The sequence below is a fragment of the Paenibacillus sp. FSL H7-0323 genome, from assembly GCF_038002725.1.
GTDB lineage: Bacteria > Bacillota > Bacilli > Paenibacillales > Paenibacillaceae > Paenibacillus_AQ > Paenibacillus_AQ odorifer.
This window is the reverse complement of the sequence record NZ_JBBODB010000001.1, coordinates 4,519,958-4,537,139: the sequence shown is the minus strand read 5'-3', so window position 1 is coordinate 4,537,139 and position 17,182 is coordinate 4,519,958. Positions and strand designations below refer to the sequence as shown.

General features: G+C 45.7%; 13 protein-coding genes. 10 read left to right on the top strand and 3 right to left on the bottom strand.

The features are described 5' to 3' along the window. The first annotated feature begins 168 nt into the window (after positions 1–168). A complete protein-coding gene (locus MHH89_RS20525) occupies positions 169–2,394 on the top strand; it encodes an MMPL family transporter (protein ID WP_076123989.1) in 2,226 nt (741 codons plus the stop codon). A 442-nt stretch (positions 2,395–2,836) separates the two neighbouring features. On the opposite strand, the gene MHH89_RS20520 is transcribed toward MHH89_RS20525, so the two are convergent. The 3 genes from MHH89_RS20520 to MHH89_RS20510 form a co-directional block, all read right to left on the bottom strand. Further along, complete coding sequence (locus MHH89_RS20520; protein WP_076179209.1) at positions 2,837–3,148, bottom strand: antibiotic biosynthesis monooxygenase; 312 nt, start codon at positions 3,146–3,148, stop codon at positions 2,837–2,839. Positions 3,149–4,085: 937 nt separating this feature from the next. Continuing rightward, positions 4,086–4,805, bottom strand: coding sequence for a 3-ketoacyl-ACP reductase (locus MHH89_RS20515; protein ID WP_036681981.1), 720 nt, complete (start codon positions 4,803–4,805; stop codon positions 4,086–4,088). A gap of 148 nt (positions 4,806–4,953) precedes the next feature. Continuing rightward, positions 4,954–6,501, bottom strand: a complete 1,548-nt coding sequence (locus MHH89_RS20510) for an FAD-dependent oxidoreductase (protein WP_341088002.1) — start codon at positions 6,499–6,501, stop codon at positions 4,954–4,956. A 159-nt stretch (positions 6,502–6,660) separates the two neighbouring features. On the opposite strand from MHH89_RS20510, the gene MHH89_RS20505 reads away from it, so the two are divergent. The 9 genes from MHH89_RS20505 to MHH89_RS20465 all read left to right on the top strand — a co-directional run bounded on the left by MHH89_RS20505 (position 6,661) and on the right by MHH89_RS20465 (position 16,807). Continuing rightward, the gene (locus MHH89_RS20505) at positions 6,661–8,019 is read left to right on the top strand and encodes a spore germination protein (RefSeq protein WP_076123985.1); all 1,359 of its coding nucleotides are present in this window, start codon (positions 6,661–6,663) and stop codon (positions 8,017–8,019) included. Next, entirely contained in the window at positions 8,019–9,119 is a 1,101-nt protein-coding gene (locus MHH89_RS20500) for a GerAB/ArcD/ProY family transporter (protein WP_076123983.1), read from the top strand. The genes MHH89_RS20505 and MHH89_RS20500 overlap by 1 nt, the downstream gene beginning before the upstream one ends. Then, positions 9,116–10,213, top strand: a complete 1,098-nt coding sequence (locus MHH89_RS20495) for a Ger(x)C family spore germination protein (protein WP_076123981.1) — start codon at positions 9,116–9,118, stop codon at positions 10,211–10,213. Before MHH89_RS20500 ends, MHH89_RS20495 begins: the two co-directional genes overlap by 4 nt. Positions 10,214–10,304: 91 nt before the next feature. After that, complete coding sequence (locus tag MHH89_RS20490; RefSeq protein WP_076123979.1) at positions 10,305–10,700, top strand: Fur family transcriptional regulator; 396 nt, start codon at positions 10,305–10,307, stop codon at positions 10,698–10,700. Positions 10,701–10,929: 229 nt separating this feature from the next. Next, on the top strand, positions 10,930–12,933 hold the full coding sequence (locus MHH89_RS20485; protein ID WP_179086281.1) for a methyl-accepting chemotaxis protein: 2,004 nt from the start codon (positions 10,930–10,932) through the stop codon (positions 12,931–12,933). Positions 12,934–13,036: 103 nt separating this feature from the next. Then, positions 13,037–13,849, top strand: a complete 813-nt coding sequence (locus tag MHH89_RS20480) for a uroporphyrinogen-III synthase (protein ID WP_076182020.1) — start codon at positions 13,037–13,039, stop codon at positions 13,847–13,849. Between the two features lie 205 nt (positions 13,850–14,054). Next, positions 14,055–14,693 carry a ThuA domain-containing protein gene (locus tag MHH89_RS20475; RefSeq protein ID WP_076123974.1) on the top strand — a complete coding sequence of 213 codons (639 nt, stop codon included), beginning with the start codon at positions 14,055–14,057 and terminating at the stop codon, positions 14,691–14,693. Positions 14,694–14,791: 98 nt separating this feature from the next. After that, a complete protein-coding gene (locus MHH89_RS20470) occupies positions 14,792–15,139 on the top strand; it encodes a phasin family protein (RefSeq protein WP_036681962.1) in 348 nt (115 codons plus the stop codon). Further along, positions 15,140–16,807 (top strand): ABC1 kinase family protein, encoded by a 1,668-nt coding sequence (locus tag MHH89_RS20465; protein WP_076123972.1) that lies wholly within the window; start codon positions 15,140–15,142, stop codon positions 16,805–16,807. Positions 16,808–17,182 lie beyond the last annotated feature (375 nt).

The window sequence follows — 17,182 nt, the reverse complement described above, 5'->3', positions numbered from 1 at the left end:
TTCACATGTTGCTGATTTTTTATGTGAAGAGAGGGGTATTTTATATGTGATGATGTGTTTTAATTTTTCTGAAAAATAAAAAAAGTTTGATTAAAAATTAAAGCATATATATGATAGAATAAAAAATGACCCGCGGCTCATTTTTAAGGCTGCAAGGTAAAGGAGAGGATGAAGGGAATGTCAGGCTACGGAAAATGGGTGGCAGGAAAAAAGACGAAGTGGATTACTCTTCTCGTATGGATAGTGCTTGTAGGTGCACTTACCCTGTTATGGCCTGCAGTGAATTCTCAGGTTGCTAATAATGCGCCTAACCTCCCAGATGATTCACAATCGGTACAGGCAGCAGCTATTGCAGAGCAAGAATTCCCTAGTGGAAGTGGAGTGCCGGCGCTGCTCGTATGGCATAGAGAAGGTGGGCTTTCACAAGATGATTTAGTACATATCACTGCTGTGTACAAGAAGTTGGAGCAGCAACCATTGCCCCATCAGAATTTTGTTCCCCCATTAGGACAACTGCCGCCACAGGCATTACAAGCCTCGTTATCTGAGGATCTTAGCACGCTGGTAACCCCGGTGCTTTTTGATAAAACGGCAGATAGTGATCAGCTCGGTGAAGCTGTGACAGAAATGAAGAAGATCATAAACACAGAGACGGGTGGAGACCCCTCCGCGGCTAAGGTAGATGGAAAAGACCTGAGTTTACGTGTTACGGGTCCAGTGGGCATCTCTATAGATGCTTCAGGCCTGTTTCAGAACGCAGACGTTTCCTTGTTAATTGCTACGGTTATGCTTGTGCTGGTGTTCTTATTGGTGATTTATCGTTCACCGATCTTGGCTTTTATTCCACTTATTGCGGTTGGATTCGCTTATGGTGTAACTAGTCCGATTCTTGGAAAAATGGCACAAGAAGGCTGGATCACAGTAGATTCACAGGCTGTCTCGATTATGACTGTTTTGCTATTCGGAGCTGGTACGGACTATTGCCTGTTCCTGATCTCACGGTTCCGGCAGCTGTTGAAGGTAGAAGAGAGTAAGAGTCGTGCGCTTCTTCGCTCCATTACCGAATCTTCAGGCGCCATTGCTATGAGTGGCTTCACCGTCGTGCTCGCGCTGTTCGCGTTATTGCTGGCTAAGTATGGAGCTTATCATCGATTTGCCGTTCCATTCAGCGTATCTATCTTCATCATGGGAATTGCCAGTCTAACTCTCGTACCAGCACTGCTGGCAATCTTCGGAAGGACCTCGTTCTTCCCATTCATTCCGCGCACACCGCAAATGGAGGTAGAACGGGCTAAGGCTAAAGGCAAACCTGTTCCTGAACTCAAGGTTTCCCGTAAAAAGGGTATTGGCGGCTTGGTAGTAACCCGGCCATGGGCTATCGTGGGTGTGACCGTTATCGGACTGGGGATTCTGGCTTCATTCTCCAGTGGCATCAAATTTACCTATGATATCCTATCCTCTTTTCCTAAAAATATGGAGTCCCGCGAAGGTTTCGACCTTATTGGCAAACAGTTCTCTCCCGGAGAATTAGCTCCAGCGAAGCTGATTATTGATACCCAAGGAAAAGCGAGCGGAGAGGATCTAAAGGTCATTCTTGGCGGACTCACCTATGTGGACACGGTTTCCGATCCGCAGCAGGGGGCAGTAAACAAAGATATTGTTGGTTTTGATATTGAATTTAAAAGCAATCCTTACTCACTAGAAGCGATGGGGCATATTCCCACCCTTCTTGATACCGCAGAGCAGGCATTAATCGATGTAGACGTTGCGAACCCTGCGGATCACGTGTGGGTAAGCGGACAGACGGCGACACAGCACGACACTAAAGAGATTGGGGATCGGGACACCGATCTGATTATCCCCGTAGTCATCGGAATGATCACCGTACTGTTGTTGATATATCTGCGTTCAATAGTGGCCACCATCTATCTGGTCGGCACTGTTATTCTCTCCTTCTTCTCAGCGCTTGGCTTAGGCTGGATTATCATTCACTATGTGATGGGAGCAGATGCTATTCAGGGAGCGATCCCACTGTATTCCTTTGTTTTCTTGGTGGCACTTGGAGAAGACTACAACATCTTCATGATCTCGAATATCTGGAAAAAGCGTAAAACCATGCCGCTTAAGCAGGCTATCGCGGAAGGAGTGAATGAGACCAGCTCGGTAATTACCTCTGCCGGCCTCATTCTGGCAGGTACCTTTGCTGTATTGGCAAGCTTGCCGATTCAGGTGCTTGTGCAGTTCGGTATTATCACCGCTCTTGGTGTTCTGCTGGATACCTTCGTGGTTCGGCCGTTCCTTGTACCAGCTATTACAACGCTCTTTGGCCGTTGGTCGTTCTGGCCGGGTAAACATCAAGAGGTGGAGACCCCTCAGCCAGATGTAAGTAAATAATGAGTTTATAAACAAACAGGGATGTCTCAGAGCCATATTGGCTCCGGACATCCCTGTTTGTTTTAGGCTTGGGCACAGGACATCGCTGGATAATAGCGCTGCTTGTACCAACTAACTGAACAGTATCTATTAGGCTAATCAATCAGTCAGCTGGACGATAATTACTCTAAGTTTTTACTGTAGCAATTAGCATTTAGAAGCGATAACTGTGTTAATTAGCGGCTGATTGTCTTAGCCCAGTGGTAGAAGACAATTAGCGTGCTGCATTGGCTAGCCCAGTGGTAAAAGACAATTAGGTGGCTGCATCAATAATAGTTAATTAGCTCGTATCACCGGTTACCTAGCAGTAATAGTCAATTAGTTAACTGTACTTATCGGGCTACCATTCCGTACACACTGCTGGTTCAATCTAGCTACTGCTCTGTTTGGGTGGTCCAAATCCTTAGTTACTGGGCGTGCGGCTGATCATTAGTTCATATTTATCGATGGAAGCACCCAGGATTGCGTCATTACCACCAGCACCACGGTGCGACTGACGGAAGGACTCGCTGGAGGTCCAGCCTTTGAATGCATCCTCATTCTCCCATACGGTGCAGATTTTTAATTCCTCGACACCTTCTTTGGCATTTCCACGCCAAACCTCCATACGTACAAACCCTGGCATATCCTGCACACCATTATTTCCTCCGAAACGTTGAGCAATAGCTTCGCCATGGCCTTCTTTTACTTTAATAGTATTAGTTACTACCAGCATGATAGATAAACCTCCGATCAGAAAGTTAGTATATTTTTCAGGACATTGTGAATCGAAATAATATGACATGGGAACCTCGAAAATTAGCCAATATCTCAAGGTAACATCGTGATTTTCAACTTACAAAATAAAAGACCATCCCACAAGACACAAGAGTGCGGGCGTTTAATTGCACTTTGTACACTTAAATTATCCGTCACACCAGAAACGATCGAATAAGTGTATTCTCTGCAACTAATTTATGCGAATCTGGTGAATCGCCGAGATTAGCCTTCTTTTAACTGTATAGAGTGCAATTAAAGTATGATTTCTCCTCTAATTGCGCTGAATAGATGTACAAAGTGCAACTATTATCTATTTAAACGTTAAGTATTGTGCAAACTCAGGTACCTGCGAAAAATCAAAGTGTCTACTGCAAGTAAAGTGGCTATAGCAAGTTAAAGTAACTACTGCACGTTAAAGTAACTACCGCAAGTAAAGTGCCACCTTAACCGTAATGTTACTCTAAGCCAAAGTGCCAACCCAACTCCAAAGTTTTTACTCAAAACCACCATTACAGCTAGCACCTAATTCCAGTCCCAGTTCCCTAATAAAGCCCCCAAATGAAGTTACATTGCAGAATGTGCAACAGAATAGCCTGAATGTTATCTGAATAAGGCAGTCTGTTGCATTCTGTACAATAGAATCAAGCCCAAATCGCCTAAAAAGGAGGGGAGCCACTAAACTGATTGCACAACGTGCAATCACCCAAGGTTTCGCCCTTAACTAGAGGGATTCAATTGCACAAAGTGCAATTAGAAAACGCAGTAGAGCAATCCTGAAGCGTTATCCCGCACCACGTGCAATCACCCAAGGCTTCACCCTCGTCTAGAGCGATTCTATTGCACAAAGTGCAATCACCCCAGATCACCCGGCTCCCCCCGCGTCCAGCGCGATTTTATTGCGGATTGGTGGTCCATAGTCCTGCTGTTTTTAGGAAGACGCGATCCGGCAGCTTCAAAGCTGTCAGTGCCAATTCAGCAACATCTTCAGGTTGCATCATGCGGTCTTCGTCACCGATTTTAAGTCCAGCATTGGAAGCTAGGCCAGTGTTGACGGTGCTTGGAGTCAAGGCTACGACGCGAATATTGTGTTTGCGCACTTCTTGTGCGAGGGCTTCGGTCATGCCCATGAGAGCGAACTTGGACGCGCAATAAGCAGAGCCTGTCGCGAAGCCACGTTCTCCGGCTGTGGATGAAATATTGATGATATTTCCGCCATTTTTCTCAATCATCGCAGGCAGTGCAGCACGAGTTACGTAATAAGTACCGTAAAGATTAACTTGGATGTGGCGCTCCCAGTCTGCAGGGTCCATTTCTACTAAAGTGCCGAATTTTGCGATCCCGGCATTGTTGATTAATGCATCAAATGCTCCAAGCTCATTTTGCAGGGAAGCAACAGCACGTTCAGCTTCTTCGCGTACGGCGATATCGGCCACGGCAATGCTGACTTTAACGTCATATACTTCCGTTAAGGCTGATTTTAACGCTTCGAGATCACCTGAAGTTCTGGAGATCAGGCCTAAATTAGCACCTTCCTTAGCCAGTGCCATAGCCAAGGCTTTTCCGATCCCTTTGCCTGCACCAGTAATTACAACACTCTTTCCTCTCAAATCCATCTCTATCGTCACTCTCCTTCAAACTTTTTTGAAGCAGCTGCTTCATTCAAGTCTTATTATACCTGAATGCTGTAGGGCAATTACAATCGCCCCTTAGAAAATGGCCTGCAAATTTTCATGAAGCCGAACTGCCTTTTCATGAAAGGTATTATTCATGGAGTTTCGTCAGCGGTACCGAAGCTGGGCCCTCTAAAACCTCGCCATCGTAGGAGAAGCGGGAACCATGGCAAGGGCAATCCCAAGAACGATCCCCGTTGTTCCATTCACATTCACAGCCCATATGAGTACAGGTTCTATCCACCAGATGAAGTTTACCTTCTGGATCCTTATAAGCTCCCACACGTTTGCCATCATGGAACACAACGGCTCCTTCGTCAGCTTCCAAATCAGTTGTCTTTTTATGGACGATTTCCACTTTGCCCGCCACGAGCTCTTTTGCCACATTGGCATTTTGCACGATGAAGTTTTTTAGACTGGTGCCAGCTTTGAAGCGGGACGGATCGTACAATTCGGTATACGGATTATCTTTGCGCTGAATCTGATCCGAGATGATCTGTGCGGCCAGCGTACCGCTTGTCATGCCCCATTTTCCAAAACCTGTGGCGATATAAATCTCTTCGTTGTCAGAAATTTTACCGATGTAGGGCACTCTGTCTAGGGTGATTAAATCCTGTGCTGCCCAGCGGTAAGGGATTGTTTTGATGCCGAGCAGATTTCCTGCGAATAGCTCCAAATTCTCATAATGTCCTATCGTACAGATGCCCTGGCCTGTCTTATGGTTGTCTCCCCCGACAATGACCAGATTCCTGCCTTCCCACTCTACTGCACGAAGAGAACGGGTGGGTTCGCTTGCACTTAGATACATTCCACCCTCAAAATCCGTTTCAGGCTGGATCGCCAGACAGTAGGAACGTTCAGCATGCAGCCGCGAGAAATATAGTGCTCCTCCATCGTAGAATGGGAAATGAGAAGCTGAAACGGCGTAGCGGCAGGTGATCCGATGCTCGTCCTTTTCAGTAAAAAGCGTAAGCTTATCGTTCTTCTCCACCTTATCCGCCATCATCGTATGCTCATAGATTACGCCACCTTTATCCTGAATGACCTTCAGTAGCCCCTTCAGATATTGCAGCGGGTGAAAGCGGGCTTGTCCTGGTAATTTAATGGCACCACTCGCCATCAGAGGGATAGAGACGTTATCTAGCCATTCTCCGGGCAGACCCAATTGTTCATAGGCTTTATACTCTTCCTCCAGTTGTTTAAGCGTTTTATGATCTTCAGCATCCGCGTACAGAAAAGCCGCCTCATGTTTCATGCCGCAGGATACTTCAAGTTCCTCAGCCGTATTCTGGATCCAATTCATAGCCTCGCTGTTCGAGCGATAATAGAGCCGGGCTTGCTCCTGCCCAAAATGCTTTATCAAATGATGATAGATTAACCCGTGTTGTGCTGAGATTTTTGCACTGGTAAAACCCGTAGTGCCACTCAGAATTTCTCCGGCTTCTAAGAGTGTGACTTTGTAGCCTGCGTTGCTGAGGAGATAGGCTGTTGTAATGCCTGTAATTCCACCGCCTACCACTGCCACATCTGTAGAAATATCTTCAGCCAGCTTTGGATAAGCCGGTAAATCCGTGGTATCTCTCCATAATGATTCCGGAAATTGTGGAAGACTTTGCGTTATCTTACGGTTTGGGTCCATCTATTATCCCTCCATCTTTACAATCTTCATCTCATTTATTACCACAGTCCTGTGAAAAGAAACTTCCCATTCCATCGTGCTGTGCATGAATTCAGAGAAACAGTGCCAAAATAAGGTGGAAACTGGGACGTAAAGGATAAATAGGAGGGATGATGTTCCATGTCAGTTCAACAGGATAAGGACAATATTTCTCTGGAATGGATCAAAGATCAGCTGAACGGGTTCGCGGATTTAATCGATAAAACAAGCGTTGCCCCTTTTGGGCAAATCAACCTGCTCTATATCAAAAGTGTTACAGATGCGCAGACACTCAGCCGCCACGTGATTGCGCCGTTTTATGAAATGGAGAGTATTAGCGCTTATCAGGATTACATTATGACTTATCCGGGCACTGAAGAGGCGACTACGAGAGAGAAGGCGATCGACCTTTTGCTCAGTGGTTATGTGCTTCTGGGTATAAAAGATGTGATATATTTCTTCGATGCTATGAGTACGGAGAGCAGCGGTGTTAGTGAAACGTCTGCCGAAAGTATTTCACAGGGGCCGTCAGATGCACTGACAGAGGATATAGCGATTAATTTGAACATGATTCGGCGGCGTTATCAATCGACTAATCTCAAAATGGAGACCATGGTCATCGGCGATGTCTCTAAAACAAAGATAGCTATTTTATACGATGACAGTCGTGTTGACCATAACGTTTTAAAAGAATTAAGGGAGAAGATGGGAACGCTAAAGGTTGATATTTTGCAGGCTACAGGAGAGCTTGAGAAGTTTATAAGCAGTGACAAATTAAGAATACTCCCTAAGTCCATCATCACCGAAAGACCGGATAGAGTGGTGTTTAATTTGTCTGAAGGAAAAGTAGCGATAGTGCTGGATACAACCGGTTATGCGATAGTGCTGCCTTCTATTTTTAATGATTTCTTTACATCCATGGATGATAAAATACAATTTCCTATCGTGGGGCGATTCCTAAAGCTGCTTCGGATTATCGGTGTGTGCATGACGTTGTGGCTGCCTGCGCTCTATGTAACACTCACCTCGTATAACCCAGAGATTATTCGTGTGCAGATTGCCTTGCTTATTGCGGGCAGTCGTGCGACTGTGCCTTATCCTTCTTTTGTGGAAGTGCTTTTAATGCTCATGATGATGGAGTTTCTGACTGAGGCGAGCTTACGGCTCCCCAAGGCAATTGGTCCAACGGCCACGACGGTAGGGGGGCTTATCTTGGGGCAGGCAGCGACGGCAGCAGGACTTGTAGGAAATATCATGATCATATTGGTTTCTGCTGTTGCGATATCTAATTTTCTAATTCCGCTGAATATGATGAGCTTGTCCATACGAGTGCTGAAGTATATTTTTCTAATTGCTGCAGCTTTTTTAGGATTGGTTGGGGTAGTAGTCTGTGTCGTGGGATTCGCAATGTATTTATGCAAACAGCGTACCTTCGGACAACCTTATTTCAGATTGTTTTTTCTCGATAATCTCGGCAAGAAGAAGGGTGGAGAGCATTGATGGCCAAAAGCCGTTATTTCTACTGTCTTTTTCTGATGAACAGCCTGATCAACATCATTAATTTTGTTCCAAGGGAACTAATAGACAGACGTTTTGGTGGCGCTTTGATGTCCATACTAATCGGAACGATTTTGGGCACTTTGTTTGTCTATATATTTACTGTACTGATTGCTAAATTCCCCGGCAAGGGGTTCCCGGAAATATTTGACTCTTTGCTTCCTAAGAAGTTATCCAGAATCTTACTGGTCCTTTTTGCTGGCTTATGGTGTGTGGCCGGGGGAGTTACATTGCTTTCTTTTGTAGATATTACGCTGCGGTTTATCAGTCCGGATTCGAGTCCTTATACGGTTGTGATCAGTTTTTTAGTCTTGGTCTGCATCTGCTGTCGCTTCGATTCTCTATCACTCTTGTATGGGCTTGAAATCATTCTCAGCGTATCCTTACCTTTAATTATTTATGGCCTCGTAAAAGCATTGACCAATCCGGACTTTAATTGGGATTCTGTTCTGCAGGTCACTACATACTTCTGGCATAAGCCGGACCTAATGAGCCTTGCGGCGGCTACCTTTTCGTTTAGCGGTTACTTAAACCTGGCCATATTTAATCGGGTATTTCATGGGCTGAAGCTGAAGCATGTCTGGATTTTAGGGGTGGAGGGTCTTTTCGTATTACTCTTGACTTTTTTAGTTCCCATCGGCTATTTCGGAACCGTTGCTATTGATAGACATGTGTATACATGGTTCTCGACGGCCGACAGTATTCGGATGGAATCCTTTATTATTGAACGGATGCTGTTTATTTTTTATTTTGCCTATTTAAGTTTATCTCTGGTGAGTGTAATCGTTCATTGGCATGGAGGTTTAGAGCTTTTTAAAGGTGCTCTTTCATCTGCAAAAAAACAGTCCCCAAAAGCAGAGCGCTGGAAAGAGTGGGGGATCCTAGGCTTGTTTAGCGCGATGGTTCTTTCCTTAATGGGGCAGGATCAGTATCAACTTAATATGTTTGGTGCCTGGTTTCTGCAAATTCGCTGGTTTGGTGAGATGTTCATCATCGCTCTGTTGTTTTATTGTTATCGCAAAGCTAGGAGGGGGAAGCTATGAGAAGAGTACTTGCTGGAATTGGAATTACCTTGCTCCTTCTTCTTCCCGGTTGTGACTTCAAGGAGATTGATTTGCGGATTTTCGTGTTAGCGATCGGCGTTGACCAAGGTACAGAAGCAGGGAATTTTAAGATTAGCTTGAAGCTTGCCATCCCTCAGGGGGATGTTACTAAGATTGATGAGAAGATGCAAATCTTGACTGAGGAGTCTCCAAGCATTTCGGAAGCCCTTCGTAGAATGAAATCCAGAGTGGAAAAGGAGCTTGATTACTCCCATTGTAAATCAATTGTTTTGGGGGAAGGGGTTGCCCGTGAAGATATTCTCCATGTTATGGATTGGGCTGTGCGACGTAGAGATATCCAGCTTATTGTCAATTTTGCAATAGGGCGTCCGGAAGCACTTCAAGTGCTGAAGGTAAGACCCGAATCGGAGCGGATCCCATCGAATTCTCTTATTCTGGCTATGAGTGGACAAGGCACAGAGTCTCCATTTATTTCTAGTGTGTATTCCTTTCAGCTGATGAGAAATATCTTTGAGGAGGGGATTGATCCAATCCTGCCGATTATTGAGGCCAAAGGGGATAAGGAGTTTTTAATTGATAAAATTGCTCTGCTGAATAATGAGAAAATCAAAATGGTTCTTACGCCAAATGAGACCCGGCTATATAATCTGCTGTCACGCCCGAATCTGCGGACTAACTTACCCGCCCATTCCGAGGGAATTATGTTTCAATATTACACAGAGAGGTCATCCTCGCACTATAAAATCGTAACACCAGAGCAAGGGAAAGCTACTATTCGTTATCATATTAAGATAAAAGGTATTCTCGAAGAGAGTAGTAGCCCAGATCTGGTGACACATCACATGTTGAAGAAGATCCAGGAAGCCGGGGAAAAGGAATTGGAAGCGGATATCTTAGCATTGCTGACCAAAATACAAGCCAGTGGCCTAGATCCCTTGGGTTGGGGGCTGCATTATGGAGCAAGGCATTTTAATAACGATACGGAAATGAAAGTGTGGAAGGAGCTCTATTCTAAACTTGATTTCCAAGTGAAGGCTGATGTAAACATTAAATATTCAGGAATGATTAGGTAGCTTGTAAAGTAACATGTGGATAAAAATGGGATTGACGTTCCCATTCACAAGATTTATACTTGATCTAAAAATAAGTTAGAGGATGATAGGAATGAAAAGTCTAAATTTGACCTCCCAACGTCAAGCCGTTTACGATATCGTCCTTAATTCACATGACCATCCTACTGCTGCGGAAGTAATGAATCGGCTAGTAGAGCAGGGACATAGCTTAGCATACGGTACGGTATATAACTCTCTGCGTTATCTTTCAGATAAACAAATGATTCGTGAGCTTAAGCTTGGTGAAGCTGCCAGCAGATATGACGCACGTATGGATGATCACCAGCATATCATTTGTGAAGTTTGTGGAGCAGTGGATGAGGTTATGAATCAAGTTCCGCGTGAATGGATGAATACAGTGGCCAAGGATACCGGTTATACCATTGGTCATGCTCATGTAGTATTCGGGGGCGTCTGCCCAAACTGTAAGAACAAAAAGAATAATTAGGATAGAGGTGCCGGAGCCTGTGCTACGGTAATAATATGTATATCCGGAGAGACCGCTTTCATTGAGGCGGCCTTTTTTGTTGCATTTATATGACAATTCTCAAAAAAAATGAGAAAAACAAAGAAAGATAGGAGGAAAATCGGTTCCTAAAACAGATTTTAAATTATATATTAAGTCTGGTAAATGTATCCTTGCCTAAGACTGAGATGAGAGAGAGATGATGACGTCTATGAAAAAAAATGCGGGTATGACTATCCGTACCAAGTTAATTCTTACATACCTAATAATACTGCTGCTGCCCAGTATTATAATAGGCTGGCGAACCTATCAAGCTGCCAGCCAGGAAGTGGAAGATCAACTGGTGAACAATGCTACCGAAAGTGTGTTGGCCGTAAATGAAATCATTAACTCTAATATTCAATCCAAAATAGATGCGATTTCTTATTTTGCCGCGGAGTTTTCATCTGAGGGGATCAACAGTGAGGGATCTGGGGGGACTTCCTCTGCTGTAAAAGCCAGACTGAAGGAATATGTGGCGCTGCATCCGGATGTACTGGACATTTATGTGGGTACAAGCAATGGCAAGGCTATTCATGCTTTAGATGCTAAGCTGCCAGAGGGTTATGATCCAAGGCAGGAAAGCGCCTATATTAATTCTCTGAAGCAAGGAAAAGGGGCAGTGATTTCTCCGGCTTTTCAAACCGTAAATAAGGAAACCGCGATCGCGATATCAACGGTTCTTAAGGGCGGTGATGGGGTGATCACAATGAATCTTAACCTGTCTACTTTAGGGGAGCTGACCTCAATTAAGGTAGGCAAGGAAGGTTATATCCTCATCGTTGATAACAGCAAGAAGTTTCTAGTTCATCCTACAGAAGCTATCGGGCAGGAATCGTCTGATGATTTTGTTAAGAAAATGTTCGAGAAAGAACAAGGGGTCTTCGATTATGTCTTCAAGGATACGTCCAAAAAGATGACCTTTATGGTCAATGAACTGACGGGTTGGAGAATCGGAGGTACGATCAGCATTGATGAGGTTAACTCAGCAACTAGTGGAATTCGCGATACAGCTCTGCTTGTTATTGTAGTTTCCGTTCTGCTTGCGCTGGTTGTGATTTATTTTAATATTCAATCGATTTTGAGACCGCTTTTCCGGCTGCGGAAAGCAACTGCGGTGATAGCCAAAGGTGATCTGTCGGAAGACATGGGTGTTTTCCGTAAAGATGAAATAGGGCTGCTGGCAGAGAATTTTCAATTAATGGTGATCAGCTTGCGCGAGATGATCATTGGCGTGCAGGAGATGACAAGCAATGTATCCTCCTCAGCGGAAGAACTGACGGCTAGTGCGGATCAGACTGCCCAAACGATTGAGCAGGTGACCATAGCGATTCAGGACGTAGCGGCAGGGACGGAGCGACAGGTGGTTAGTGTACGAAAAGGAATGGAGAGCACTGCCGCTACAGCTAGTGAGGTCGAGCAGATTTCCACATATATGGAGCAAGTATCCACAATGATGGACAAGACTTCACTCTCAGCATCAGAAGGCAATGATTCGGTTATCAGCGTGGTGGACAAAATCAATGGTATCCATGAAACGGTCGGAGAGCTGGGCAGTGTAATTGACAAGCTGAATGAAAGAACCAGTCAAATTGAGGGCATTGTTGGTGTCATCACCGGGATTGCCCGCCAGACCAACCTGCTGGCTCTCAATGCTTCCATTGAGGCAGCCAGAGCCGGGGAACAAGGGCGTGGATTTGCGGTGGTTGCTGCCGAGGTGCGTAAGCTGGCAGAGGAATCAGAGAGATCCGCACATTTGATTGCCGAACAGATTACCGCTATTAATAGTGAAATGCTGCTGGTAACTCATACGATGGAAGACACCAGACAGCGCGTATCCGAAGGTATTGAGGCTGTGGATACTTCCGGACGTTCTTTCTCCCGTATCCGAAGAGCAGTAAAGAGTGCCGCGGAGAAGATTGAAGCCATGGGTGGGGTTGTGCAGACTTTATTGGTGGAATCTAATGATATGGAGAAGGCTATTGGGGAAATTCGCGGCATATCGGAAGAGGCGGCTGTGAATACGGAGACTATCGCAACTGCCGCACAAGAGCAGCTTGCTTCTGTAGAGGAGATGGCATCCTCGTCTACCGACCTTAGCCGTCTTGCAGAAGAACTGCAGAAGCTGGCGAGCCGCTTTAAGATAAACGCTTCTGGTAATAAGAATGATTTCTGATAGGAGAACCGTGCTTTTTATCTTCCCTTTTGAACTCCTTTGCAAGTATACTGATAAACAATAATGTTGGGTTAGGCAATGGAGAGAGGAGAGATAATAGGAAATGGCAGAGCAATTAAAAGGGATCACTGTCGCCTTGGCGGGTCCGCGCAAATCGGAAGAAATGGCCAAGCTGGTTCAGAATATGGGGGGGACGGCAGTATGCCGGCCTGCTCAAGGGACTGTATTTCTTGATGACGAGGCCTTGCAGGAAGGTTTGAATGCATGGATCAATCAGCCTCCCTACTTGGCGATCCTGACTACAGGGATGGGACTTGATGCTCTCTTCGATATGGCTGAGCGAATGGGGATCGAAGAACGTTTCTTAGAAGTACTTTCTGGTTCTATTATTGCCGCACGGGGTTATAAGACAGTGAATGCTTTGAAAAAAAGAGGACTTACGCCGGAGGTTCGTGACGACGACGGAAGTACAATCGGATTGATTCGTGGGCTTCAATCCCTGAATTTGCAGGGGAAAGAAGTCGTTCTTCAGCTGCACGGCGATCCAGCTCCTCATATGCTTGCATGGCTGCAGGAGGCTGGGGCTACTACCCGCCAAGTGCTGCCGTATCGCCATACCCCACCTGAGCCGGGCGAACTGGAAAGATTGCTTCTAGAAATCATATCAGGCAAAATTGATGCCGTGGCTTTTACGAGTGCACCACAGTTTCGTTTCCTCTGTCAATTTGCCCGGGAACAGGGAAAGCTGGAAGAAATGCTGAAGTCTTTCGAGGATAAAGTGCTTGCTGTTTCTGTAGGACGGATTACCTCTGAGGCGCTTAAAGAAGAGGGCGTACAGCGTATCATTATGCCTGAGCATGAACGGATGGGAAGCATGATTGTAGAGCTAGGCAAATATGTGGCGGCGAATCGCTAAGTCACAAGTTGCGTCAGCTTTACACGAATGACGTTATCGCACAGAAGCATTCCCGCCTGTTATCATGGCCGGGGATGCTTTTTTACCCGGAAAAATAAGCCCAAAGAGCAATATACCTGCCATCTGCATGGACATTCGCGGCAGTTTTCCTTAGAATATAGGCAACATGTGACGAATAATAACAACGAATAAGGAGGAGGATCCCATGGACAAGAGAAAATGTCTATTACTTGGTGATTACACCCATCCCCGGTTTCATCCACTTCAAGGAGTGGACCAACAAATTAGTGAGATCTTAAATGATTTATTAACCGTGCAATGTTCAGAAAATAAAAAATTAATGCGCATTGAGCATTTAGCAAGTTATGACCTATGTATTGCTTACAATGAATTGTGGAACGAAACAGTCTCCCCTCAACAAACGGCTGGTTTGCTCAGCTACGTAAGTGGAGGAGGCGGACTCATTGTTCTTCATACGGGAGCTTCGCTGACGAAACGTAACGAGCTTGCACAGCTAATCGGGGGTCGATTTAACGGACACACAGCTTACGAACCCCTGAACTTCAAAGTGCTAGAGCATGACATTACCGAAGGTGTGGAAGATTTCCAATTGGATGAGGAGCCCTATCATTTTGAATTTGACCCGTTCACAGAACGGACTATTCTACTTCAATATGAATCTGAGGGGCAATGGATTCCAGCTGCATGGTGCCATAGCTATGGTTTAGGACGAGTAGTATTCCTTATGCCTGGTCATCATGAACCCTCCTTCCGTCATCCGGCACTACGTAAACTAATTCTACAGGCGGCTACTTGGGCTGCCCGTATTCCGGTCACAAACTAAGCAATGTTGTGTTTTTTTTGAAATACGTACACAGTGGGGTATACTTTAATCATAAACTCCGTTATGTAATGAAACGGAATCTTTGGGAGGAAAGTGCCATGAGTGATTTGTTTAAAAAAGCGATCTCTTTAGGAGTGGGCCTCACCATTGTCAGTAAGGAAAAAGTAGAGAAGGTTGTTGAAGAACTAGTGAAACGCGGGGAGCTTGCTCCTTCGGAATCTAGGGCTCTCGTCGATCGGCTAATTGAACGTGGTGAGGAAGAACGAGGCATGTTCAAATCTGCTGTACAAGAGCAAGTACAACGCGTGCTGAAGGAAATGAATGTGCCTGTACAAAACGATATTGCCGAGCTGGAAGGGCGAATTGCAGTATTGGAGCGCCGGTTGGCCGAGCTAGAGGGAATTTCCCATCTAGAGGGAACATCGGCGGAAACGCGTTCGGACTAAATGGCAGTACGCATTAGACATGCCGGACGTTACCGGGCAATTGCCATGGCGCTTATGCGCCATGGTTTTGGCTATATGGTGGAAGAGCTGGGGCTCTATCACTTACTATCCCTTCCACGTCGTCTTGTAACGCAGGAAGCACACACAAGCCTTACGCTCGGGGAGCGGATTCGGCTGGTGCTGGAGGATTTGGGTCCAACCTTTATTAAGCTGGGACAACTCGCCAGTACCCGTTCAGATCTGCTGCCTGATTCTATTATTCAGGAATTGGTAAAACTACAGGATAATGTGCCTCCTTTTCCTGTCGACCGCGTGCGCGCGATCATTGAGCAGGAACTGGATCAGCATATGGATGAAATCTTTAATTCTTTTGAGGATACGCCACTTGCTGCGGCATCCATCGGTCAGGTGCATAGGGCTGTGCTTCACAGTGGACAAGTCGTAGCTGTTAAAGTTCAACGTCCGGGTATTCTGCGAACGATGAGCAGGGATTTGGAAATCCTCAAAGATTTAAGCACGCTTGCTGAAAAGCGGCTCGCTTGGGCGAGGCAATATCAGCTGTGCCGTATGGTAGAGGAGTTCTCGAAATCGCTGCTTGGCGAGCTGGATTACAGCCAAGAGGGGCGTAATGCAGAGAAAATCGATCAGCAGATGGATTATGAGGGAGTGTACATCCCGGATATCTATTGGGACTATACGTCAACACGAGTGCTGACGATGGAATATGTGGTAGGGACAACGCTGAGTCGTCGCGATGAGTTGCTGAGTAAAGGCGTTAAGCTTAAAGCCATTGCTCAGCAACTTGTGGAAATGATGCTTAGACAAATCTTCATTCATGGTTTTTTCCATGCTGATCCTCATCCGGGCAATGTTATACGGATGGGTGATGGAAAGCTGGCTTTGATTGATTTTGGCATGATGGGTCGGCTGAATGAGGAGATGAAGGAGCAGCTGTCTGCACTTATTATCGCTCTGATGCGCAAAAATACGGATGCAATGGTCCGGGCAATTTTGCGTCTTGGAGTCATTCCCGAGGATGCTGATCGAAGTGCGCTGCATGATGATATGGATCGGCTGCGGGATGAATATTATGATGTTCCATTTAGCAAAATGAGTATAGGCAAAGCCCTGAATGATCTGTTTGGCATAGCGCGAAAACACCGTCTAGTGCTGCCGCCGGATTTGACGATGTTAGGGAAGACAATGCTCACGCTGGAGGGAGTCATCAGCAACTTAGATCCAACCATCAGTATTTTGGAGATGGCGGAACCCTTTGGGCGGGAACTTGTGAAGCAGCGCTTTAGCGGCAGTCGATTGCAGCGTAAGTTCCTGGGAGGCGTAGCCGACTTAACAGAGAGTCTGCTGGAGCTTCCTGGGCAGGCAAAGCAGTTATCCGCGCTGATCAGTAAGGGGAAGATAAAGGTGGAGATTGTGGCACCTGAGATGCAGAATCTGGAGCGTAAGCTGGACCGGGTAGGTAACCGTTTAGCTTTCAGTATTGTGATGCTCGCGTTTAGCATCATCATGACAGGACTCATTATTGGTACTGCGATGCGTGGACAGCCTTCAGTGTTATGGAATTTCCCTACAGTGGAGGTTGGCAGCGTAGTGGCACTTCTGATGTTCTTGTGGCTGATCTATGCGATTTTTAAATCGGGAAGGTTCTAGCTTAAGGGATTTGAATAATTATTCTTCAGCAGTTTCACACAAATGCCTTTCTATCAAGTACAATATAAAAGATAACTTTCTAAGCTTAACTTTACTTCTATTGTATAAAGTGGAATGGAACGCAAATGGAGTGCCGTCTTAACGTCCGGTGGATCGCTGCTGCCCAGAAACCGAACTTTGACCGCACTCTTTTAACGGGTCAAGGGATACATGGGACGGAAGGATGCCGGTGACGGTGTTCTTCCGCTTTTGTTTGAATATAGCTGAATCTGAAGCATATGCCCCAGAACAGGACAGCCTATGCAGGCTGCCTCATACAGGGCTTTTGAAGACGGAAGTTAAGAAAGAGATGTAATCAAATTAAACCGAGAAAAT

Bases quoted from the DNA above. Each gene is read 5' to 3' on its own strand.
- MHH89_RS20520 (WP_076179209.1), bottom strand. From the start codon at position 3,148: ATGCTGGTAGTAACTAATACTATTAAAGTAAAAGAAGGCCATGGCGAA.
- MHH89_RS20505 (WP_076123985.1), top strand. From the start codon at position 6,661: ATGTCAGTTCAACAGGATAAGGACAATATTTCTCTGGAATGGATCAAA.
- MHH89_RS20475 (WP_076123974.1), top strand. From the start codon at position 14,055: ATGGACAAGAGAAAATGTCTATTACTTGGTGATTACACCCATCCCCGG.
- MHH89_RS20490 (WP_076123979.1), top strand. From the start codon at position 10,305: ATGAAAAGTCTAAATTTGACCTCCCAACGTCAAGCCGTTTACGATATC.
- MHH89_RS20510 (WP_341088002.1), bottom strand. From the start codon at position 6,501: ATGGACCCAAACCGTAAGATAACGCAAAGTCTTCCACAATTTCCGGAA.
- MHH89_RS20465 (WP_076123972.1), top strand. From the start codon at position 15,140: ATGGCAGTACGCATTAGACATGCCGGACGTTACCGGGCAATTGCCATG.
- MHH89_RS20485 (WP_179086281.1), top strand. From the start codon at position 10,930: ATGAAAAAAAATGCGGGTATGACTATCCGTACCAAGTTAATTCTTACA.
- MHH89_RS20515 (WP_036681981.1), bottom strand. From the start codon at position 4,805: ATGGATTTGAGAGGAAAGAGTGTTGTAATTACTGGTGCAGGCAAAGGG.
- MHH89_RS20470 (WP_036681962.1), top strand. From the start codon at position 14,792: ATGAGTGATTTGTTTAAAAAAGCGATCTCTTTAGGAGTGGGCCTCACC.
- MHH89_RS20500 (WP_076123983.1), top strand. From the start codon at position 8,019: ATGGCCAAAAGCCGTTATTTCTACTGTCTTTTTCTGATGAACAGCCTG.
- MHH89_RS20495 (WP_076123981.1), top strand. From the start codon at position 9,116: ATGAGAAGAGTACTTGCTGGAATTGGAATTACCTTGCTCCTTCTTCTT.
- MHH89_RS20525 (WP_076123989.1), top strand. From the start codon at position 169: ATGAAGGGAATGTCAGGCTACGGAAAATGGGTGGCAGGAAAAAAGACG.
- MHH89_RS20480 (WP_076182020.1), top strand. From the start codon at position 13,037: ATGGCAGAGCAATTAAAAGGGATCACTGTCGCCTTGGCGGGTCCGCGC.